Origin of the sequence: Pseudomonas zeae (genome assembly GCF_014268485.2) — a bacterium.
GTDB lineage: Bacteria > Pseudomonadota > Gammaproteobacteria > Pseudomonadales > Pseudomonadaceae > Aquipseudomonas > Aquipseudomonas neuropathica.
The window spans coordinates 88,694-109,850 of sequence record NZ_CP077090.1 but is presented as its reverse complement, the minus strand read 5'-3'; the positions used below and the strand labels follow the sequence as shown (position 1 = coordinate 109,850).

Here is a 21,157-nt window from a genome sequence, read left to right as displayed (position 1 = left end):
GGCGTTTTTGTTTGTGCTTTTCATGGGCAGAACCGAATTAAAAAGCAGCACCCGCGAACGAAAAGTCCCGGCGTGACTGAAGAGTTTTGGCAATGTGCCATCAGCCAGCGTTATGCTTGCCGGGATTTTAATAGGGGTGTTGGATGAGCAAGATCAGTGTGTTGGTCGTGGACGATGCTTCGTTCATTCGTGACCTGGTGAAAAAGTGCCTGCGTAATTACTTCCCGGGGATCCGCACCGAGGACGCCGTCAACGGCAAAAAGGCTCAGGCCATGCTGGCCAGGGAAGCGTTCGACCTGGTTCTGTGCGACTGGGAAATGCCGGAAATGTCCGGTCTCGAGCTGCTGACCTGGTGCCGCGAGCAAGACAACCTCAAGACCATGCCGTTCGTCATGGTCACCAGCCGTGGCGACAAGGAAAACGTCGTGCAGGCGATTCAGGCCGGCGTTTCCGGCTACGTCAGCAAACCGTTCACCAACGAGCAACTGCTGACCAAGGTCAAACAGGCGCTGAACAAGGTCGGCAAGCTCGACACCCTGATGAACAGCGCGCCGACCAAGATGAACTCGGCGTTCGGCAACGATTCCCTGAGCGCCTTGACTGGCGGCAAGCCTGCCGTGGTCGGTGGTGCTCCGGCAGCCGCTGCTGCGGTCAATCCGTTTGCCAAACCGGCTGCTGCCGCGCCAGCGCCCGCCGCTGCGCCATCGCGTGGTTTGCTCAACAGCCCACCGGTCAAGGCTCCAGCCGCCGCGTCGGCTCCGGCCAGTGGTCGTGGTCAGGGTCAGTTGCGCCTGCCAAGCGGTACTCAGCAATGCGTAATCAAGGCCCTGAGCATCAAGGAAGCGTTGCTGGTGGTTAAGCGCACCGAGACCCTGCCGCAGATCCTCGACAGCGCTGTGCTCGATCTGGAGCAGGGCGACAACGCCGAGATTGCCCGCCTCAACGGCTACCTGCACGCCGTCGTTGCCTTTGAACAAAAACCGGACAGCGACTGGTTGCAACTGACCTTCCGTTTCGTCGATCAGGACGCGCAGAAACTCGACTACATCTCGCGCCTGATCGCCCGCGGCACGGCGCAGAAGCACTTCGTTCCCGGCGCGTAATCTTCGTCGCCTGACAGTACGCCTTTGCGAGCAGGCTCGCTCCCACCCTGGAATGCATTCCAAATGTGGGAGCGAGCCTGCTCGCGAAGGGGCCATCACTTGCACCACCAATCTCCCAGACTGGCCAATTTGAAACATCTGTCGACTAGCCTGGTCTGCTTCACCTGCTAGGCTCATTCCCAGGCCTCACTTCGACAGACTTTTGCCCATGCTCGCGCGCCTGCTGTTTTTCTATGGTCTTTTCATGGCATCCACTTCGGCTGTGGCCATGACCATCTACAAATCCACTGATGCCAACGGCGTGGTGTCGTACAGCGACCGGCCGAGCAAAGGCTCGCAGGTGTTCGTGTTTCAGGACCGCATGGTCGAGCGCCTGGAACGGCAGGTTTACCTCGATATCAAGAAGCAGAAGGGCACTGACGTGGTCTTCGTGCGCAACGATTTGTATGCGCCGGTCAAAATTGCCTTGGCATTCACCGGGCTGAGCAATGTGCGCGGTGCGCCGGCGCAAACCATCCACCGGGTGCTGCCGGCGCGCAGCAACACGCGGTTGGCGTTGCTGACGGCGATATCCGGCAAGCAGCCGCTGGTGTATACGCCGCAGTTCTACTATTCCCTCGGTGACCCCACTGGTATCGCGCAGGGCTATCGCTATCCGCTGCCGTGGCGTGGCGGGCCGTTTCGTCTGAGTCAGGGCGCCAACGGTCAGTACAGTCACTATGGGCCGAAGAATCGCTATGCGATGGACATCGCCATGCCGGTTGGCACGCCGATCATTGCCGCGCGGGCCGGGGTGGTGGTGAAGACCGAGAATTCCCAGAGCGGGCGCGGTTCGGATGCGTCCGGCAATTTCGTGCGGGTACTGCATGACGACGGCACCATGGGCGTGTACCTGCACCTCAAGCAAGGTTCGGTAAGCGTGCGCGAAGGGCAAAGGGTGACCGTGGGTAGTCCGCTGGCGTTGTCAGGCAACACCGGCAACAGCAGCGGTCCGCACCTGCACTTTGTGGTGCAGCGCAATACCGGCGAGGGGCTGGTGTCGATTCCGTATCAGTTCATCCAGCCGCTGGGGGCGTTGCCCAACTTTGCGTTGGGCAAGCAATGATCTGCTGCACCTGCGGGCCCCTTCGCGAGCAGGCTCGCTCCCACCTTGGAATGCATTTCAACTGTGGGAGCGTGCCGGCTCCGGGCGGCGTTCCGACGAAGGGAGCGACGCGGTGCTGGAGCAGCCCATCAATCCAGCATCAACACCTTCGCCAGCACAATCTTCGGCCCTTTCATCTTCTTGATGATGATCCGCAGGCCTTCGACTTCCAGCACTTCTTCCTCTTCCGGCACCCGTTTCAGGGTTTCGTAGACCAGCCCGGCGAGGGTTTCCGCTTCGATGTGGTCGAGGTCGATGCCCAGCAGGCGTTCCACCTTGAACAGCGGCGTGTCGCCACGCACCAAGAGCTTGCCCGGCTGATAGGCGAGGATCCCGCGCTCAGCCTTGCGATGTTCGTCCTGAATGTCGCCGACCAGCACTTCCAGCACGTCTTCCATGGTCAGGTAGCCGATGATGTTGCCGTCAGCCTCCTCGACCACGGCGAAGTGCGAGCCGCCCTTGCGGAACTGCTCCAGCAACTGCGACAGCGGCATGTGCCGCGACACGCGCTCTAGGGGACGGGTCAGCTCAGCCAGGTTGAACGACTCGGGAATGTGGTCCAGCGCCGCCAGTTCCAGCAGTAGATCCTTGATGTGCAGCAGGCCGACGAACTCCTGGCGCTCGCTGTCGTACACCGGATAACGGCTGAACTTGTGGCGACGGAACATCGCGAGGATTTCTTTCAGCGGCGCGTTGAATTCGAGGGTGATCAGGTCTTCGCGGGAGTTGGCCCAGTCGACCACTTCCAGCTCGCCCATTTCCACCGCCGAGGCCAGAACGCGCATGCCCTGATCGCTCGGATCCTGGCCACGGCTGGAGTGCAGGATCAGTTTCAGTTCTTCGCGGCTGTAATGGTGTTCATGGTGCGGACCGGGTTCGCCTTGCCCTGCGATACGCAGAATCGCGTTGGCGCTGGCGTTGAGCAGGTAAATCGCCGGGTACATCGCCCAGTAGAACAGGTACAGCGGCACCGCCGTCCATAGCGACAGCAACTCGGGTTTGCGGATCGCCCAGGATTTCGGGGCCAGCTCACCAACCACGATGTGCAAGTACGAAATGATGAAGAACGCGGTGAAGAACGAAACACCTTTGACGATCTCCGGCGACTGCACGCCGACCGCGCTCAGCAGCGGTTCGAGGATGTGTGCGAACGCCGGCTCACCGACCCAGCCAAGGCCAAGGGAGGCGAGCGTGATACCGAGCTGACAGGCCGAGAGGTATGCATCGAGCTGACTGTGCACGGTGCGCAGGATGTGCCCGCGCCAGCCGTTCTGATCGGCGATGGCCTCGACCCGGGTCGAGCGCAGTTTGACCATGGCAAATTCCGCCGCAACGAAAAAGCCGTTGAGCAAAACCAGGATCAGAGCAAAAAGGATCATGCCGAAATCGGCGAAAATTGTAGCGAGGGACAAGCCAGGGGAAGGGTCCATGATGGAGTTTTGCGGGTTCCGTGTGATTCAAGAGAGAGAAAAGTCGCGCCTGAAAGGCAGGCACAAGTCAGCCAATGTAGCGGCTGACATGGCGATTGCCTAGTGGCGAGTGCCGGTCGGTCTTACTCGGCGGCGCTGATGGCTCGCGCCTGAGCCACCTGAGCCGGGGCGAAATGGCAGGTGAACGTGCTCCCGTGACCGGGCACGCTGCTGATCTCCATGCGTGCGCGGTGGCGCAGCAACACGTGTTTGACGATGGCCAGACCGAGCCCGGTGCCGCCGGTGTTGGAGTTGCGGCTGGAGTCGACGCGGTAGAAACGCTCGGTCAGGCGCGGCAGGTGTTTGCTGTCGATGCCGATGCCGGAATCCTGCACGCTCAGGTGTGCGCCTTGATCGTCACCCCACCAGCGAATGCGGATGTTGCCCTCGGCCGGGGTGTACTTCACCGCGTTGAACACCAGATTGGAAAACGCACTGCGCAACTCCGCCTCGCTGCCCTTGAGCAACAGGCCGGCATCGGCTTCGAGGCTGATGCGCTGGTTCTTCGCGCCGGACAATTGCTGCGCATCGCTCTTGATCGATTGCAGCAGGGTGTCGATCTGCACCGGATGATTGTCCGACGGGTAATCGGTGGCCTCCAGTTTCGCCAGCAACAACAAATCGTTGAGCAGCGTCTGCATGCGCCCGCCCTGTTGTTGCATCTGCTGCAGCGCGCGACTCCAGCGCGGATTCACTTCCTCGACGTTGTCGAGCAGGGTTTCCAGGTAGCCGCAGATCACCGTCAGCGGCGTACGCAACTCGTGGGAGACGTTGGCAATGAAATCTTTGCGCATCTGTTCCAGCTGATGGATGCGCGTGACGTCGCGCACCAGCATCAAGTGTTCGTTGTTGCCGTAGCGGGTCAGGTACAGCTGAATACGCACGCGATCGTTGGTCGGCGAGGGGATTTCCAGCGGCTCGGCGTAGCTGTCCTGCTCGAAGTATTCCTTGAAGCGCGGATGGCGCACCAGGTTGGTCACCGGTTGGCCGCTGTCCTGCGGGGTCTTGAGGCCAAGCAAGGTTTCGGCGGCGCGGTTCCACCATTCCAGGTTGCCGTCGCTGTCGAGCATGATCACCGCGTCTTTCAGTGCGGCGGTGGATTCCTGCACCCGGTCGATCACCGCTTGCAGACGCCCGCGCACGCGTTGGTCGCGGCGTTGCAGGTGGTAGATGCTGTCGAACACTTCACCCCACAGGCCATAGCCATCGGGCGGTGCTTCGTCGGGTTGGTGCTGGCGCAGCCACTCGTGCAGACGCAGCAATTGCTTGAGTGTCCAGGCCAGATAAATCCCCAGACCCGCCGCAAGGCTCCAGCCGTAATAGCCGGTGATCAGGCCGATCACCAGACAGGCGGTGACCAACAGCAGCATGTGGCGAATCAGGGTGCCATGCCAGTTTTGATTCACGGAAAATACGGTCCTTGTCAGCGAGTCTGGCGGTCGGATCAGGCCTTGGTGGAGAACCGGTAGCCGGTGCCGCGCACGGTTTGTACCAGATTTTCGTAGGCGTCGCCGAGGGCCTTGCGCAAGCGCCGGATGTGCACGTCGACGGTGCGCTCTTCAACATAAACGTTGCCGCCCCAGACCTGATCCAGCAACTGGCCACGGGTGTAGGCGCGTTCCTGGTGGGTCATGAAGAATTGCAGCAGACGGTATTCGGTCGGGCCCATCTCGGCCGGTTTGCCGTCGATGGTCACGCGGTGGCTGATCGGATCGAGCAGCAGGCCGCCGACTTCGATCGGCGCTTCGCCGTCGGTCGGGCCGGCGCGGCGCAGCACGGCTTTGAGGCGGGCGACCAGTTCGCGCGGGGAAAACGGTTTGGTGATGTAGTCGTCGGCGCCGACTTCCAGACCCTGGATCTTGTTGTCCTCTTCGCCCTTGGCGGTGAGCATGATGATCGGGATGTCCCCGGTCAGCTCGTCACGCTTCAGACGACGGGCCAGTTCGATGCCGGAGGTGCCGGGCAGCATCCAGTCGAGCAGGATCAGGTCCGGCTTGCGGTCGACGATGATGGCGTGGGCCTGCTGCGAGTTCTCGGCCTCGAGGCAGTCATAGCCGGCCATTTCCAACGCAACGGCGATCATTTCGCGAATGGGCGCTTCGTCGTCGACGATCAGAATGCTCCTGCCAACCATGCCTTAATCCTCTTGTCATTTAACTGTCTTGCGCCGCATTAGATAACGGAATTATTGCAGTCGTGTGACAGTATTTTAGTCCGGCGGCGATTGTGCAAATCCTCAACTAAGCTCTAAGTCCGAATCCTGACAACCACAAAAGAAGGTTTCCATGACTCAAATGACTGTTTCTTTCAAAGCCCTGCTGATGGCTGCTGCCCTGACGCTGCCTGGATTTACCATGGCCGCCGAGCCGGCCATGATGAAGGACGGCATGATGGTCGACCACAAAGGCATGACCGTTTACACGTTCGACAAGGACGCTGGCGGCAAGTCGATGTGCAACGGCGATTGCGCGAAAAACTGGCCGCCAATGATGGCGCCGGCGGGGGCCAAGGCTGAAGGCAAATGGACCGTCATCAAGCGCGATGACGGCATGATGCAGTACGCCTATGACGGCAAACCGCTGTACACCTTCATGAAGGATGAGAAGCCTGGAGAAATGAAGGGCGATGGTATGAAAGACGTCTGGCACGTCGTCCACGAATCGCAGAAATAATCTGGCCACCCTGTAGGAGTGAGCCTGCTCGCGATAGCGGTGTATCAGTCGGCATTTTCGCTAGCTGATACACCGCTATCGCGAGCAGGCTCACTCCTGCATTGATTTGCGTTTAGCGCAATGCGTAATCCAGCACGATCCCGACGAAAATCGCCAACCCGGCCCAATGGTTATGCAAGAACGCCTTGAAACAACGCATGCGGTCGCGATCGCGGGTGTACCAGAACTCCCACGCATAACACCCGGCAGCCATCAGCAAGCCAAGATGGAACCATACCCCCAGCTCGAACTTCGACCCCGCCAGCAACAAGCAGCCCAGCGACAGTCCCTGCAAGCTCAGGATGACCACCCGGTCAGCTTCGCCGAACAGAATCGCCGTGGATTTCACGCCAATCTTCAGGTCGTCGTCACGGTCGGTCATCGCGTAATAGGTGTCGTAACCCACCGTCCACAGCAGATTGGCGATCCACAGCAGCCACGCCGCCGCCGGCAACTCGCCGGTCTCGGCAGTGAACGCCATCGGCATGCCCCACGAAAACGCCGCGCCCAGCACCACTTGCGGGTAATAGGTGTAGCGCTTCATGAACGGATAAGTGAAGGCCAACGCCAGACCACCGAGCGACAGCCAGATCGTCGGTGCATTGGTGCACAGCACCAGCAGAAAACTCACGCCCATCAACAGCGCAAAGAACACCAACGCTTCTTTCGAACTGATCTTGCCGCTGGCCAGCGGTCGTTGCGCGGTGCGTTTGACGTGGCCGTCGACCTTGCGGTCGGCCCAGTCGTTGATCACGCAACCGCCGGCGCGGGTCAGTACCACGCCGAGGACGAAAATCACCACGTTGGCCAGCGACGGCGAGCCTTTGCCGGCAATCCACAGAGCCCAAAGGGTTGGCCAGAGCAGCAGATAAATGCCGATCGGCTTGTCCATCCGGGTCAACTGAATGAAGTCCCACGCGCGCGGGTTCAAGCGGTTCAGCGACTTGAGCAGGCTCTGATACATCAGCAGTTCTCCGGATGGGCGCGGGCGGCCCGCCACAGGCTCGGCAGGAAGATTTCTGCGACCAGGACGCTCAGCGCGCCACGGTCGAAACGCGAACGCCGACCCCACAGCTCAGGCGCCTTCACGTCTGGCGGCAACCATTGTTCAGGGTAGTGACAAACTTCGAGGGCGCGACGCTGGAACGCCTGATCGCAAAACAGCAATTCGCCCAGCGAACGGCTACCCAATTCATCCATGTGCAAGCCGTCGCCTTGCAAGGCGGCGCGCGACGCCACGCTGCGGGCAAATACCCAAGCCTCGCCGTGACCGCGCAAATACACCTCGCGCACCCAGCCTTCGCTGCCTTCGGCCAGCTCCAGCGCCGCGCATTCGTCGGCGCGCAGAGTGTCCCAGCCTTCGAACAACGGCGTGACGCTGAAGCCATCATCGGACAGCCGGGTCAGTCGGCGGGTGAGGGAGCCTTCGTCGAACAGCCAGTCGAGGGTCACCGAATCGGGGAGGGGCGTCAGTCGGCTTTGGGTCAGCCAGAGCGGGGCCGGGCAGGCATTTGAATGTTGCACAATGAGTCATTATTGGCCGCAAATGAGGCGGCGAGCTTACCATGGCGAGCTGCGAGATTGATTGATCCGGGTCGCCGTTGCGCCGAACAGGCTTGCATCTGCCCGGCTCCATCAGTACAAAACGCCCTGAGCCGGATGGCAGCGCAATAACCATCGACCGTCCGCGCCGGCACCACGCCTGAACCCTGAGGAAGTACCTGAATGAAAAAGTGGCAATGCATCGTCTGTGGCCTGATCTACAACGAAGCCGAGGGTTGGCCGGATGACGGCATTGCGCCGGGCACCGCTTGGCAGGATGTACCGGCAGACTGGCTGTGCCCGGACTGCGGCGTCGGCAAGACGGACTTCGAAATGATCGAAATCAACTAAGCAAATCGAAAGGAGTAAGGCATGAGCGCACCTGTCGTCATCGTTGGCACTGGCCTGGCGGGCTACAACCTGGCCCGCGAGTTTCGCAAGCTCGACAGCGAAACCCCGCTGCTGCTGATCACCGCTGATGACGGCCGCTCTTACTCCAAGCCGATGCTCTCCACCGGTTTCGGCAAGAACAAGGACGCCGACGGCCTGAGCATGGCCGAGCCGGGCACCATGGCCGAGCAGTTGAAGGCCGAAGTGCGCACGCACACGCGCATCAGCGGCATCGACGCTGGCCACAAGCGCCTGTGGATTGGCGAGGAGGCGGTCAGCTATCGCGACCTGATTCTCGCCTGGGGCGCGGAAACCGTGCGTGTGCCGATTGAAGGCGATGGCAGCGATCTGGTGTTCCCGATCAATGATCTCGAAGACTATGCGCGTTTCCGCGCCGCTGCGGCGGGCAAGCGTCGGGTGCTATTGCTCGGCGCTGGACTGATCGGCTGTGAGTTTGCCAACGACCTGATAGTTGGCGGCTACGAAGTGCAACTGGTGGCGCCGTGCGAACAAGTCATGCCGATGCTGCTGCACCCGGCCGCTGCGGCGGCGGTGCAGGCCGGGCTGGAAAGCCTTGGTGCGAAATTCCACCTCGGCCCGGTACTGACCCGCCTGCAAAAAGTCGCCGACGGCCTGGAAGCGCACCTGTCCGACGGCCAGGTCATTCCTTGCGACGTGGTGGTTTCGGCCATCGGCCTGCGCCCGCGTATCGATCTGGCGGCGGCTGCCGGCGTGCAGGTCAATCGCGGCGTCGTGGTCGACCGGCACCTGAAAACCTCCCACGCCAATATTTACGCCCTGGGCGACTGCGCCGAGGTCGACGGATTGAATCTGCTGTACGTGATGCCCCTGATGAGTTGCGCGCGCGCGCTGGCGCAAACCCTCGCTGGAAACCCTACTGCCGTGAGCTACGGCCCGATGCCGATCACCGTAAAAACCCCGGTGTGCCCGCTGGTGGTTTCGCCACCACCACGGGGTAGCGAAGGTGTCTGGACCGTCGAAGGTCAGGGCGCCGACATCAAGGCGCTGTGCCACAGTGCCGATGGGCAGTTGCTCGGTTATGCGCTGACGGGTGCGGCGGTGATGGAAAAACTCGCCCTGAACAAACAGCTTCCGGCGCTGCTGGCGTAAATACCGGTCGTTCTGTCGGAATCACCCCGCTTTTGCCCCTACAAAGGTCGCGGGGAGACTGGCGCCGCCGGTATCCGCGTGCCATTCTCACTCCCGTCTGCCGCAGAGTAGAGCCTGCGGCGCCTTGGGCGCTGTTCCAACGAGAACAGCACGGACATAACAACAAAAAACCGTCAAAGGGGCTTCACTAATGCGTAAACCAGAACTCGCCGCTGCAATCGCTGAAAAAGCAGATCTGACCAAAGAACAGGCCAACCGCGTACTCAACGCCGTTCTCGAAGAAATCACCGGCGCTCTGCACCGCAAGGACAGCGTGACGCTGGTCGGCTTCGGCACCTTCCTGCAACGCCACCGCGGCGCCCGCACCGGCAAAAACCCGCAGACCGGCGAGCCGGTTAAAATCAAGGCCAGCAACACTGTTGCGTTCAAGCCAGGCAAATCGTTGAAAGACAGCGTAAATCCTTAATTGCGGCGAACTCCTCGAATAACGGGGAGAACCGCTGAAAAAATGGGCACACCGATTGCGGTCGGGTGCCCATTTTTTATGCCTGCCTATTTGTTATGCCCTGCAGCAATAATAAAAGCCACGTAATCAATTGCATTGGTTGGCTATCGATCTGCCTCACACTTAAATCAATACCCTATATATAAAAGCCATCATAGTGATGGCACTTTTGCCATTGTTGGTTGTCTCGCTGTGGATTGTTGAAACAACACTGAAATCTTTCGGAATCATCCTACATCCGTTTTTTTCAAAACCCGTCATGCTCCGCGCCATTGTCGTCGGCCCCGGTCTTCGGTGATCACCGCAGATTGGAACGATCGCTCTAAATCAAGGTTTTCAGGTGTTTCGTGCAGCTGCGTATATATGAAGACGGCATCGGGGATTCCCTGACTAAATATAGGGAAACCTCCTACAACAAACAAAGAACAGTTCGTCTTGTTGTTTAATCAGATGCTTGCTAGTGGCCATCATAGTGATTACGATGCGCCCACTTGAAAGAGCACATCTCAATTGGATGAGTCGCTTCACCGCTCTTCGATACTGTCCCGCGCCGCGGTAACTCCAATAGGCGCCTGACTGTAATCCTTAATAAAGGCCATGGATGTCCTACTCAAGCAAACTTTCCGCCCATTACCTCGAACTCGCTAAAGTCTCTGTTTCCAAAGAGAATTTCGCGGGCGAAGACGTTCGTTTTTCGAGCGAATTCGAGGCCTTGGAAAGTGAGCTGGCCAAAGCCTCGTCGATGCACGAAAGCGGGCAGATCGACTGGCTGAAAATTCGCGAAAACAGCGAAAACCTGCTGCGTACCCAATCCAAGGATTTGCGTGTCGGCGCCTGGCTGACCTGGTCGCTGTACCAGCGCGAATCCTTCCCCGGGCTGCTGGCCGGCCTCGGTCTGCTACACCATCTGTCGGAAAACAACTGGGCCGACGTTCACCCGCTCAAACCCCGCACCCGTGCCGCCGCCATCGGCTGGCTGGTGCCGCGTCTCGAGCAAGTCATCACCGAAAACATTGCGATCAAAGAGCAGTTGCCGATGTTCCGGCAGCTCTCCGAGCACCTGTCCGGCCTTGAAGCCGCGTGTGCCGAGCATCTGGGCGATGATTCGCCGTTGCTGCTGCCGATCTCCCGTCGCCTGAAAACCATGATCCAGCGCGCGGCCGACAATCAGCCGGCCCCCGGTGTGGTCGGTGCGGCGGTGGCGCAGGTCAAACAGGCCGCGAGCCAGTTGCTCACCCCCGGCGCACCGATCGACAACGAACGAGATGCGCACAAAGCCCTGCGCGCGCAACAGGAAAGCGCCCGCCCATTGTGTGCCTGGTGGCTCAAGCAGAAGGCCACCGACCTGCGCGCCCTGCGCCTCAATCGCACACTGCTGTGGATGACCATCGACGCGGTGCCCGAGCGCAACGCCGAGCAGATCACCGTGCTGCGCGGTTTGCCGCTGGAAAAACTCAAGCTCTATCAGGACCGTTTCGATCAGGGCAAATACGCCGACCTGCTGGTGGAACTGGAGGCGAGCCTGGCGAAGGCGCCGTTCTGGTTCGATGGCCAGAGGATGGTCTGGGAATGTCTCCAGAACCTCAACGCCGAGCTGGCAATGCGCGAAGTGGAAATCCACTTCGCGCTTTTGGTTCAACGGCTGCCCGGCATTGTCGAGTTGCGCTTCCATGACGGCGCGCCGTTTGCCGATCCGTCCACCCGGGCGTGGATCGCCGCCAACGTCATGCCGCACCTGCAAAGCGCCAGTGCGCCGCGCAAGGTCGAAAGCGAAAACGTCGAAACCCAGCCGGCCTGGGAAAAGGCCCTTGAGGAAGTCCTGCCGCTGCTGCGCAAGGAAGGCCTGAAGCCTGCCGTGCAGACGCTCAAACAGGGTTTGCAATCCGCCCACGGCGGCCGCGAACGCTTCTTCTGGCAGTTCGCCCTCGCGCGCCTGTGCTTCATGGCCAAGAAATACGAACTGGCCAAGAACCAGCTGGAAACCCTCGATCAGACATTACAGGACTCAGGCCTGCACGCCTGGGAGCCCGATCTTGCATTGGAAGTGCTGCATTTACTGCATAGCTGCTGCGAGTTGTTGCCGCAGAACCATGCCGTACGTGAACGCAAGGAAGAGATTTATCGCAGGCTGTGCCACCTCGACCTCGAAGTGGTACTCGAATAGGCCCCAGGGCCACAACCGCAAGGAGAAAAGCCATGGCCAAAGAAGGCTCGGTAGCCCCCAAGGAACGCATCAACGTCACCTTCAAACCCGCCACCGGCGGTGCTCAGGAAGAGATTGAACTGCCGCTGAAGCTGCTGGCAATCGGTGACTACACCCACCGCAAGGACGATCGCAAAATCGAAGATCGCAAGCCGATCAGCATCGACAAGATGACCTTCGACGAAGTGTTGGCCAAGCAAGAGCTGGGTCTGACGCTGAGCGTGCCGAACCGTCTGCAGGAAGATGGCGAGGCCGACGAGCTGGCTGTGCAACTGCGCGTCAATTCGATGAAGGACTTCAACCCGGCCAGCCTGGTCGAGCAAGTGCCTGAGCTGAAAAAACTGATGGAACTGCGCGATGCGCTGGTGGCCCTCAAAGGCCCGCTGGGTAACGCACCTGCGTTCCGTAAAGCGATCGAAGGCGTGCTCGCCGACGACGAATCCCGCGGTCGCGTACTCGGTGAGCTGGGCCTGAACGCCGCAGCCCCGGACGCCTGAGACTCCAGCCAAGGAAGCCAACACAATGAGCACTAGCGCAGCACAAGAGAAGAGCGCCGCCAGCGGCGAATACAGCATTCTCGACAGCATCATCGCCGAAACCCGTCTGACTCCGGACGACGAAGCCTACGACATCGCCAAGCGCGGTGTGTCGGCCTTCATCGAAGAACTGCTCAAGCCGCAGAACAACGGTGAGCCGGTCAAGAAGGCCATGGTTGACCGCATGATCGCCGAGATCGATGCCAAGCTCAGCCGTCAGATGGACGAGATCCTGCACCACCCGGACTTCCAGGCTCTGGAATCGTCGTGGCGTGGTCTGCAGTTGCTGGTTGACCGCACCAACTTCCGCGAAAACATCAAGATCGAAATCCTCAACGTCTCCAAAGAAGACCTGCTGGACGATTTCGAAGATTCGCCGGAAGTCATGCAGTCGGGCCTGTACAAGCACATCTACACCGCTGAATACGGCCAGTTCGGTGGTCAGCCTGTGGGCGCGATCATCGCTAACTACTACATGTCGCCAAGCTCGCCAGACGTGAAGCTGATGCAGTACGTCGCCAGCGTTTCGTGCATGTCGCACGCGCCGTTCATCGCTGCCGCCGGCCCGAAATTCTTCGGTCTGGAAAGCTTCACTGGCCTGCCGGATCTGAAAGATCTGAAAGACCACTTCGAAGGCCCGCAATTCGCCAAATGGCAGAGCTTCCGTACTTCGGAAGACTCCCGTTATGTTGGCCTGACCGTGCCGCGTTTCCTGCTGCGTAACCCGTACGATCCGGAAGAAAACCCGGTCAAATCGTTCGTGTACAAGGAAACCGTTGCCAACAGCCACGAGCACTACCTGTGGGGCAACACTGCTTACGCGTTCGGCACCAAGCTGACCGACAGCTTCGCCAAATTCCGCTGGTGCCCGAACATCATCGGCCCACAAAGCGGTGGCGCGGTTGAAGACCTGCCGTTGCACCATTTCGAAAGCATGGGCGAAATCGAAACCAAGATCCCTACCGAGGTTCTGGTTTCCGACCGTCGTGAATACGAACTGGCCGAGGAAGGCTTCATCTCCCTGACCATGCGTAAAGGCTCCGACAACGCGGCGTTCTTCTCCGCCAGCTCGGTGCAGAAGCCGAAGTTCTTCGGCATCAGCGCAGAAGGCAAGGCCGCAGAGCTGAACTACAAGCTCGGCACCCAACTGCCGTACATGATGATCGTCAACCGCCTGGCTCACTACTTGAAAGTGCTGCAGCGCGAGCAACTCGGTTCGTGGAAAGAGCGTACCGACCTCGAGCTGGAACTGAACAAGTGGATCCGTCAGTACGTTGCCGACCAGGAAAACCCGAGCGCCGAAGTGCGTGGCCGTCGTCCGCTGCGCGCTGCGCAAGTGATCGTCAGCGACGTTGAAGGCGAGCCGGGCTGGTACCGCGTGAGCTTGAACGTGCGTCCGCACTTCAAGTACATGGGTGCCGATTTCACCCTGTCGCTGGTTGGCAAGCTGGACAAAGAGTAAGAGCGACTCATGGACGGATACGGCAGCCTGTTCGAACGCCTTAACGGCGACGCGCAACTACGCAAGGGCAACAGCCTTGAGGCTTGTGCCATGGCGTCAGTGGCTGCCCATCTGGCCAAAATGCTCAGCACCCGGGCCGGCAGCGTGCAAACGCTGGCCGACTACGGGTTGCCCGATCTCAATGACATGCGTCTGAGCCTGCACGACTCCCTGAGTCAGGCCCGTCTGGCCATCGAAAACTTCATCGAAGCCTACGAGCCGCGCCTGAGCAACGTGCGTGTCATTTCCCTGCCGCGTGACCACGATCAGCTTCGCCTGGCCTTCAGCATCGAAGGCCTGCTGGAAGTTGAAGGGTTCAAGCGTCAGGTCAGTTTTTCCGCGCGCCTGGATGGCAGCGGACAAGTGAAGGTGAATTAGGACCATGCGAGGGAGCGCCGTGAATCCGGGTGCGTTGGCGAAGTGGGGGCGTGGCGTGTTGCTATTTCTCGCCCTGACGGCTGCTGCCCTGGTTTCAGCTGCCTGTTACGTGAAAACGACGGCGGCACGGCTGGCTCACGAGTACTCCACCGACTGGAACGATGCGGGTACGTGCTTCATCCGCTCCTACATTCCGCAGTATTCGGCCCTCGGCATACCGGGAATGATTTTCAAGCTGTTTGCCAGCGAAGCCTTTTTCCGGGTCTACGCAAAAGACGGCACGTTGCTGAAGTCGTCCGAATGGCTGCTCTGGCAGAACGAGTTCACCACCGATGAACGCTCGCAATGGGTATACGGTCACGCGATCTACCCGACAGTTACGGGTTACGAAGGCTGGAATATTCCAGCGTGTGGTCAAGAAATGAACAGTCCTCAAGCCAAGGTCAACTAAGGAGAACCCCGATGTCTGGCAAACCCGCAGCACGTGTATCCGACCCCACCGCTTGCCCGCTCCCCGGCCACGGCACCAATCCGATCGCCGCCGGTTCCGGCGACGTGTTCTTCGACGGCCTCGCGGCCGCCCGCGAAGGTGATGCCTCCGCGTGTGGTGGTGCGATGGTCGGCGGCTTGGCCACGACGGTAAAAATCAACGGCAAGTCTGCTGTCACTGTTGATTCCATAGGCTCCCACGGCAACAAAGTCACCGCCGGTTCCGGGACGGTGATTATCGGCAATTCGCATTCACCAGCGCCGTTTGTGCCGCCGTTGCCGGTGGAACTCAGTTGGCCTTTTACCCAGCACTTCGTCGCACGCAATCCGAGAACCGGTGCTCCGGTCGCAAACCGTGCCTACACCCTGAGAACGGCCTCTGGCAAAGAAATCAAGGGCGTTACTGATGCACAGGGTAAAACGGCGCCGATTGCTTCCAATTTGGCTGAAAGCGTCACGCTTACCTTCGAACCGCAGTCTTCGCTCGTGATTGCATAGGGTTTATGACATGACCGCACCGGCACCACTCACGACCCAGCTCACGCCTTCTTCTGACAAGACGCCAGTAGAAGTGCCCGTGGACGAATTCCAGATCACAGATATTCCTGGCGCGATGAGAAAAATGGGCTGGGTGCAGGCCGCTCGACTGATGCAGCGCTGGTTCGATGGCAAGCCTTACGAAATGACTATCGACGAAAAAGAAGGGCGTCTTGACGTTAAACAACTCACTCCAGAAAAACTGTTTGATGATCTGGAGTTCGATTGGTTGAACAGTGCGTCACCGCACACAGGTGAAGATGTAAAAGCGTTGCTCGAAAAAGCAGCGTATGCCAGTCAGTACAACGAGCTGATCGGGCGTGCCAAAGGATTGAATCAACTGGCGCCTGGTCTTTTACAGTTTATGACGCGTCTGAGAGATCTCGGGATTCTTGATCAGGCAAGCATGGATCTGAAAACAGGCGAATATGATTTCAGTTCTATGAGCGCCCAAGAGTTGGAAGTAACATCGCAGTACAATCGCAGGTCTATCGGAACTGATAAGTGGGCAAGAATTACTGATCCACTGGATGATGTTTACGGAACTTTGGGTGGGTTTTCCGTAAAGTTTGCTGTTACCAAATTTTCAACGGTTTCGAAAACCAAAAAAACACCGGCCACTTTGCATATCGAAGAAATTGGTTGCTACATACGTGATACGTATGAGTTTTTGAATGACAGCAGTAATAATCAGCCGCTTGGATACTGGAGCTTTGAAAGTGGCGTGAAAGGATTTAGTGCGTTGGGTCGAGATACATTTGAGGCCGATGGCCAGTTGTATCACAAGGTAACTAACGATAGCTTCAATCAGTACCGTGCTCTACATGGTAAAGGTGGCGATTTGTTTGTTTATTCAACCGTGAAGAAATTGCCAACATCCATTGACTTTCGTTTCATGAGTGCCGATTTCGGTGAGTTCGTGGCGAGGGCAAAGCCGATGGTAGCGTCATGATCAGTGCTAACAGAAAACGAGGCGTTTATCTGCTGCTGGCTGTGTCATTGCTTCTGGCGATGCTTCTCGCGCTAAAAGTTCACAGTTCTCTGGTTGCAAAGCCATTAAAAACTTATGTGAGTGAATCTGGTAAATGCTACATCGCCAGATATGCAGCTGATTATGGATTTTTGGGAATCGCAGGAAGTTTGTTAGAACTTTTCAGCAGTCAATCCTTCTATCGGGTCTATTCAATGGATGGGGAACTTCTAAAAACATCTGAGTGGTATCTATGGATGCGAGAGGGAGATCCAGGGGCTGCCCCGGAATTTCATGGCGAGATGATCTTGTATCCGGGTTCTGAAGGCTGGGAAAGTTGGATAATTCCAGAATGTCGGTAATAGGTTTTTTTGGGGCTGAAGGCACGTCCTCATTCCAGAGTGCCGATAAAGCCATGACCGGAGTTGCACATGAATAGCCGTCACGCCATCGGTCTGGCTGTGCACTCGCTAGCCTGTGTGATTTATATCGTTATGAATGGCTATGCGGTTCCTGCCTATAAACAACTGGTCGGTGGATTGACCTCGCACGGTGTCGCCATCGGCATGGCGATGTATCTGATTTTCTATTTTTTCGTTTTCATGAATTTGATTTTGGTCTTCATCCAGCGTCAAGCCATCCAGTTTGGCCTGGTAGTTTTGATGATGTTGACGATTCTGTTTTATCTGCTGCCGCAGTACCCCATTCGTGGCTTGGCCTATTGCGCGCTTACAGGTGGTTTGACGGTTTGCGCCATCCTGCTGACCAACGTCATCCACACGGCTTATACCCGCTGGCGCAAGCACGCGGCACTGCAACCGCTGGAGGCTCAGAAACGTCGAGCATTGCCGCGACTGTTGCTGGCTCCGGCGCTGACCGGTGTGTCCATATGCACCGTCTTGCTGGGGTTGAAGATTTTCGGTGGCTTAACGGCGCAGGCCTTGGCGCGACACTGGAGCGAGTCGGGCGAGTGCTACCTCATCACATACGCACCCGGTTATCCCAAGCTGGGATTGATCGGGCAAGTGTTTGGGATGTTCAGCAGCGGGTACTTTTTTCGGGGGTACACCAAGGACGGCGCGTTGCTCGAATCCTCGGAATGGAATTTCCGGGTGACTGAAATTTTTGCAGTTGCTCCCGAATTCAACGGCTCGACAGTGCTGTATCCCGGCACGCAAGGCTACGAAGACTGGTGGGTGCCGGAATGCGCCTGATCGCCAGAAGCTCTCTCATGCAGAAAACACACGGTATGCAGCATGACGCAATGGATGCGTGTGTTTTCGAGGATGGAGGCTTGCCCGTGATAGGTGTATCGAACGAGATGGCCCTGCTCAGTCGCGCGCAACTCAGTTTCTTCATGGGAGCCTTGTGGACGCCATTCTTGGCTATGCTGGCGTTTTCATCCTATGGCCTGTGGATTGGCGAGTATTCGACATTCGACTCGTCCGAGACCCACTGGGTGTATCTGTTGTGGTTCGGCATGCCCGGGTTGCTGTTGTTTGCGCTATGGGGCTCGCGGGCCGCGAAGAGCCGCAATGAGCAGCAGGCGCTGCGAATGGTCTGGCTGGCGCCGTTGAAAATCATCCCTTTCTACGCGGTGCCCTGGATGCTTTATGGCTTGTGCAGCCTGGTCGCCGGGCCATTCGACAATGCTTTCATGGCCTACGGATGGATCCTGCTCGTGCCCTACCTCCTGATCGCCGGTTACTTCTGTGCCGGTCTGACAGTCGCGCTCTACAGGATATTTTTTTGATGCGTTCCACTACCAGGCAGGTAACCCGTGTCGTTTAACCACTACTACCAAAGCGAACTCACCGCACTGCGCCAACTCGGTCGCCGTTTCGCCGAGCGTAGTCCGGCGTTGGCGCCGTATCTGGGCCAGGCCGGGCGGGATCCGGACGTGGAGCGGTTGCTCGAAGGCTTTGCGTTTCTGACTGGGCGTCTGCGCCAGAAGCTCGATGACGAGCTGCCGGAACTCAGCCATTCGCTGATGCAATTGCTGTGGCCGAACTACATGCGCCCGCTGCCGGCGTTCAGCATTTTGCAGTTCGATCCGCTCAAGCGTTCCGGGCCGGCGTTGCGCGTCGAGCGTGATACGCCGATCGAAAGCAAACCGATCGAAGACGTGCGTTGCCGCTTCCGTACTTGTTACCCGACTGACGTGCTGCCGCTGGATCTGGCCGCGCTGAACTACTCGGTGAAGGGCGACGGCTCGCTGCTCAGCCTGCGTCTGGAAATGAGTGCCGACGGTCACCTCGGTGAGTTGGAACTGAGCAAACTGCGTCTGCACTTTGCCGGCGAGCGCTACATCAGCCAGATGCTCTACCTGAGCCTGTTGCGCAACCTTGAAGGCATCGAACTGATCCCGCTCGACGGCGCCGGCAAACCGATTGATGGCGTCAGCGGCAAGCCGATGGCGTTCAAGATTCCCGGTGATCGGGTCAAACCGGTGGGCTTTGCCGAAGAAGAGGCGTTGATCCCGTATCCGCTGAATACCTTCCGCGGCTATCGCTACCTGCAGGAATACTTCGCCTTCCAGGACAAGTTCCTGTTCGTCGATGTGAATGGTCTGGACATCATCAACGCACTGCCGGAGGACACCCTCAAGCAGATGCGCGGCCTCGAATTGCGCTTCGATATTCGCAAGAGCGGCATCATGCGCATGCGGCCGACCCTGGATAATGTGAAGCTGTTCTGCACGCCGATTGCCAACCTCTTCGCCCACGACGCGCTGCCGATTCGCCTCGACGGCAAACAGGATGAATACCTGTTGCTGCCGGCGGAATACGATCTGGAAAACTGCGGTGTGTTCTCGGTGGAAACCGTGACCGGCTGGAAGCCCGGCGGCCTCGGTTATCAGGAGTACGTGCCGTTCGAATCCTTCGAGCACGACCCGAGTTTCGACGTGCCCAACAGCCGTCCGCATTACAGCATCCGCCAGCGTTCGTCCTTGCTGCACGACGGCCTCGACACTTACCTGAGCTTCGGCATCCGTCACACCGAAGCCCATGAAACCCTGTCGATCGAGCTGATCTGCACCAACCAGAACCTGCCGCGCAAGCTCAAGCTTGGCGACATCTGCATGGCCAGTGAAGAGACGCCGGAGTTCTTGAGCTTCCGCAACATTACCCCGGCCACTTCCAGCTTCGCGCCACCGCTGAACCGTGACTTCCTGTGGAAGCTGATCAGCAACATGTCGCTTAACTATCTGTCGCTGGCCGACGTCAATGCGTTGAAGGTGATTCTCGAAACCTATGACCTGCCGCGCTACTACGACCAGCACGCGGAGAAGGTCAGCAAACGCCTGCTCGGCGGCCTCAAGCACATCAAGCATCACCACGTCGACCGCTTGCACCGTGGGTTGCCGGTGCGCGGTTTGCGCACCGAACTGACCATCGACCCGGAAGGGTACATCGGCGAAGGCGACCTGTTCGTTTTCGCTTCGGTTCTTAACGAGTTTTTCGCGCTTTACGCCAGTCTCAATTCATTCCATGAGCTGCGCGTAAAAAGCACACAGGGAGAGGTGTACCAATGGACACCACGTATGGGCCTGCAGCCCCTGCTTTAAGCGGGCTGACCAAGGTAATACGCGAGTACTCGCTGTTTCAGGCCGTGCTGCTGGTGATCGACCGGCTGCGCGAGGCACACCCGCACCTGAGCGAAGACGATCTGTACGACCACGTGGAGTTCCAGGCCAACCCGAGCCTGGGCTTTCCGCGCAGCGACGTCGATCGTGTGGAGTTTTTCGAAGAACACGGGCAGATGCGCGCGCGTATGCGTTTCAACCTGATCGGCCTGGTCGGTTCCGGTTCGCCATTGCCGGCGTTCTACGGCGAACAAGCCTTGGGCGACAGCGAGGACGGTAACCCGACGCGCAATTTCCTCGACCTCTTTCACCATCGCCTGCAACGGCTGATGCTGCCGATCTGGCGCAAGTATCGCTATCGCGCGAGCTTCCAGAGTGGCGCGATCGACCCGTTCTCCTCGCAGCTGTTCGCCCTGATCGGCCTCGGTGGCGAAGAGATCCGCAAGGCCAAGGAACTCAACTGGAAACGCCTGCTGCCGTACCTCGGCCTGCTCAGCTTGCGGGCGCACTCGGCGGCGCTGATCGAAGCCGTACTGCGTTACTACTTCAAGCACGAAGACCTGGTCATCGAGCAGTGCATCGAGCGCCGCGTAGAAATTCTCGAAGAGCAGCGCAATCGTTTGGGCCGCGCCAACAGCCTGCTCGGTGAAGACCTGGTGCTCGGCGAACATGTGCGCGACCGCAGCGGTAAATTCCGCATTCACATCACCGAACTCGACTGGCAGCGATTCCATGAATTCCTGCCGATCGGTTTCGGTTACCAGCCGCTCTGCGCGCTGGTGCGGTTCACCTTGCGTGACCCGCTCGATTACGACATTCGCCTGGTCCTGCGCCAGGAAGAAATCCGCGAACTGCGCATCGGTGAGCAGAACGCCTGTCGCCTCGGTTGGACCAGTTGGCTGGGCCGCGAAAAAGCGGACGGCGTGGTAACCCTGGGCAGCAAAATTCATTAAGGACGTGAG

General features: G+C 58.8%; 23 protein-coding genes. 18 read left to right on the top strand and 5 right to left on the bottom strand.

Translation table 11 applies throughout. The annotated features are described in order from the left end of the window. The first annotated feature begins 143 nt into the window (after nucleotides 1-143). Together HU754_RS00510 and HU754_RS00505 are read left to right on the top strand one after the other, a co-directional pair. Nucleotides 144-1,103 (top strand): response regulator, encoded by a 960-nt coding sequence (locus HU754_RS00510; protein ID WP_186620216.1) that lies wholly within the window; start codon nucleotides 144-146, stop codon nucleotides 1,101-1,103. A 208-nt stretch (nucleotides 1,104-1,311) separates the two neighbouring features. After that, nucleotides 1,312-2,208, top strand: a complete 897-nt coding sequence (locus tag HU754_RS00505; RefSeq protein ID WP_186620214.1) for a peptidoglycan DD-metalloendopeptidase family protein — start codon at nucleotides 1,312-1,314, stop codon at nucleotides 2,206-2,208. Between the two features lie 128 nt (nucleotides 2,209-2,336). Here HU754_RS00505 and HU754_RS00500 read toward each other — a convergent pair whose 3' ends face one another. From HU754_RS00500 to phoB, 3 genes are all read right to left on the bottom strand, one after another. Next, a complete protein-coding gene (locus HU754_RS00500) occupies nucleotides 2,337-3,677 on the bottom strand; it encodes a hemolysin family protein (RefSeq protein WP_007920256.1) in 1,341 nt (446 codons plus the stop codon). Between the two features lie 122 nt (nucleotides 3,678-3,799). Next, nucleotides 3,800-5,086: a phosphate regulon sensor histidine kinase PhoR gene (gene phoR / locus HU754_RS00495; protein WP_189661338.1), complete on the bottom strand. Its 1,287-nt coding sequence runs from the start codon at nucleotides 5,084-5,086 to the stop codon at nucleotides 3,800-3,802. 74 nt (nucleotides 5,087-5,160) lie between these two features. Then, nucleotides 5,161-5,850: a phosphate regulon transcriptional regulator PhoB gene (gene phoB / locus HU754_RS00490; protein WP_007896474.1), complete on the bottom strand. Its 690-nt coding sequence runs from the start codon at nucleotides 5,848-5,850 to the stop codon at nucleotides 5,161-5,163. Nucleotides 5,851-6,001: 151 nt separating this feature from the next. Between phoB and HU754_RS00485 the strand changes: the two genes are divergently transcribed. Further along, nucleotides 6,002-6,388 carry a COG4315 family predicted lipoprotein gene (locus tag HU754_RS00485; protein WP_186620210.1) on the top strand — a complete coding sequence of 129 codons (387 nt, stop codon included), beginning with the start codon at nucleotides 6,002-6,004 and terminating at the stop codon, nucleotides 6,386-6,388. A 112-nt stretch (nucleotides 6,389-6,500) separates the two neighbouring features. Here HU754_RS00485 and ubiA read toward each other — a convergent pair whose 3' ends face one another. After that, nucleotides 6,501-7,391 carry a 4-hydroxybenzoate octaprenyltransferase gene (gene ubiA, locus HU754_RS00480; RefSeq protein WP_186620208.1) on the bottom strand — a complete coding sequence of 297 codons (891 nt, stop codon included), beginning with the start codon at nucleotides 7,389-7,391 and terminating at the stop codon, nucleotides 6,501-6,503. Further along, complete coding sequence (locus tag HU754_RS00475; RefSeq protein ID WP_186620207.1) at nucleotides 7,391-7,951, bottom strand: chorismate--pyruvate lyase family protein; 561 nt, start codon at nucleotides 7,949-7,951, stop codon at nucleotides 7,391-7,393. Before HU754_RS00475 ends, ubiA begins: the two co-directional genes overlap by 1 nt. A gap of 201 nt (nucleotides 7,952-8,152) precedes the next feature. On the opposite strand from HU754_RS00475, the gene HU754_RS00470 reads away from it, so the two are divergent. The 15 genes from HU754_RS00470 (at nucleotide 8,153) to tssG (ending at nucleotide 21,148) form a co-directional block, all read left to right on the top strand. Further along, nucleotides 8,153-8,320, top strand: a complete 168-nt coding sequence (locus HU754_RS00470; protein ID WP_095049651.1) for a rubredoxin — start codon at nucleotides 8,153-8,155, stop codon at nucleotides 8,318-8,320. A gap of 21 nt (nucleotides 8,321-8,341) precedes the next feature. Then, nucleotides 8,342-9,490, top strand: coding sequence for an NAD(P)/FAD-dependent oxidoreductase (locus HU754_RS00465; protein WP_186620206.1), 1,149 nt, complete (start codon nucleotides 8,342-8,344; stop codon nucleotides 9,488-9,490). 190 nt (nucleotides 9,491-9,680) lie between these two features. Next, complete coding sequence (locus tag HU754_RS00460) at nucleotides 9,681-9,956, top strand: HU family DNA-binding protein (protein ID WP_003213368.1); 276 nt, start codon at nucleotides 9,681-9,683, stop codon at nucleotides 9,954-9,956. 640 nt (nucleotides 9,957-10,596) lie between these two features. Further along, nucleotides 10,597-12,159 carry a type VI secretion system protein TssA gene (gene tssA, locus HU754_RS00455; protein WP_007920270.1) on the top strand — a complete coding sequence of 521 codons (1,563 nt, stop codon included), beginning with the start codon at nucleotides 10,597-10,599 and terminating at the stop codon, nucleotides 12,157-12,159. A 32-nt stretch (nucleotides 12,160-12,191) separates the two neighbouring features. Next, nucleotides 12,192-12,695 (top strand): type VI secretion system contractile sheath small subunit, encoded by a 504-nt coding sequence (gene tssB / locus HU754_RS00450; protein WP_003229587.1) that lies wholly within the window; start codon nucleotides 12,192-12,194, stop codon nucleotides 12,693-12,695. 25 nt (nucleotides 12,696-12,720) lie between these two features. Beyond that, entirely contained in the window at nucleotides 12,721-14,196 is a 1,476-nt protein-coding gene (gene tssC / locus HU754_RS00445; RefSeq protein ID WP_016772499.1) for a type VI secretion system contractile sheath large subunit, read from the top strand. A 9-nt stretch (nucleotides 14,197-14,205) separates the two neighbouring features. Continuing rightward, the gene (gene tssE / locus HU754_RS00440) at nucleotides 14,206-14,613 is read left to right on the top strand and encodes a type VI secretion system baseplate subunit TssE (RefSeq protein WP_041476611.1); all 408 of its coding nucleotides are present in this window, start codon (nucleotides 14,206-14,208) and stop codon (nucleotides 14,611-14,613) included. Nucleotides 14,614-14,617: 4 nt separating this feature from the next. Then, on the top strand, nucleotides 14,618-15,064 hold the full coding sequence (locus HU754_RS00435; RefSeq protein ID WP_052392120.1) for a hypothetical protein: 447 nt from the start codon (nucleotides 14,618-14,620) through the stop codon (nucleotides 15,062-15,064). 11 nt (nucleotides 15,065-15,075) lie between these two features. Continuing rightward, nucleotides 15,076-15,600 (top strand): PAAR domain-containing protein, encoded by a 525-nt coding sequence (locus HU754_RS00430; RefSeq protein WP_122842177.1) that lies wholly within the window; start codon nucleotides 15,076-15,078, stop codon nucleotides 15,598-15,600. A gap of 10 nt (nucleotides 15,601-15,610) precedes the next feature. Then, nucleotides 15,611-16,591, top strand: a complete 981-nt coding sequence (locus tag HU754_RS00425; RefSeq protein WP_122842178.1) for a DUF6402 family protein — start codon at nucleotides 15,611-15,613, stop codon at nucleotides 16,589-16,591. Beyond that, a complete protein-coding gene (locus tag HU754_RS00420; RefSeq protein WP_163019576.1) occupies nucleotides 16,588-16,971 on the top strand; it encodes a hypothetical protein in 384 nt (127 codons plus the stop codon). Before HU754_RS00425 ends, HU754_RS00420 begins: the two co-directional genes overlap by 4 nt. Before the next feature lie 69 nt (nucleotides 16,972-17,040). Then, a complete protein-coding gene (locus tag HU754_RS29335; protein WP_225919954.1) occupies nucleotides 17,041-17,823 on the top strand; it encodes a hypothetical protein in 783 nt (260 codons plus the stop codon). Nucleotides 17,824-17,930: 107 nt separating this feature from the next. Further along, nucleotides 17,931-18,362 (top strand): hypothetical protein, encoded by a 432-nt coding sequence (locus HU754_RS00410; RefSeq protein WP_186620433.1) that lies wholly within the window; start codon nucleotides 17,931-17,933, stop codon nucleotides 18,360-18,362. Between the two features lie 27 nt (nucleotides 18,363-18,389). After that, the gene (gene tssF, locus HU754_RS00405) at nucleotides 18,390-20,177 is read left to right on the top strand and encodes a type VI secretion system baseplate subunit TssF (protein WP_186620205.1); all 1,788 of its coding nucleotides are present in this window, start codon (nucleotides 18,390-18,392) and stop codon (nucleotides 20,175-20,177) included. Beyond that, a complete protein-coding gene (tssG, locus tag HU754_RS00400; RefSeq protein WP_016985779.1) occupies nucleotides 20,141-21,148 on the top strand; it encodes a type VI secretion system baseplate subunit TssG in 1,008 nt (335 codons plus the stop codon). The genes tssF and tssG overlap by 37 nt, the downstream gene beginning before the upstream one ends. Nucleotides 21,149-21,157: the final 9 nt, after the last annotated feature.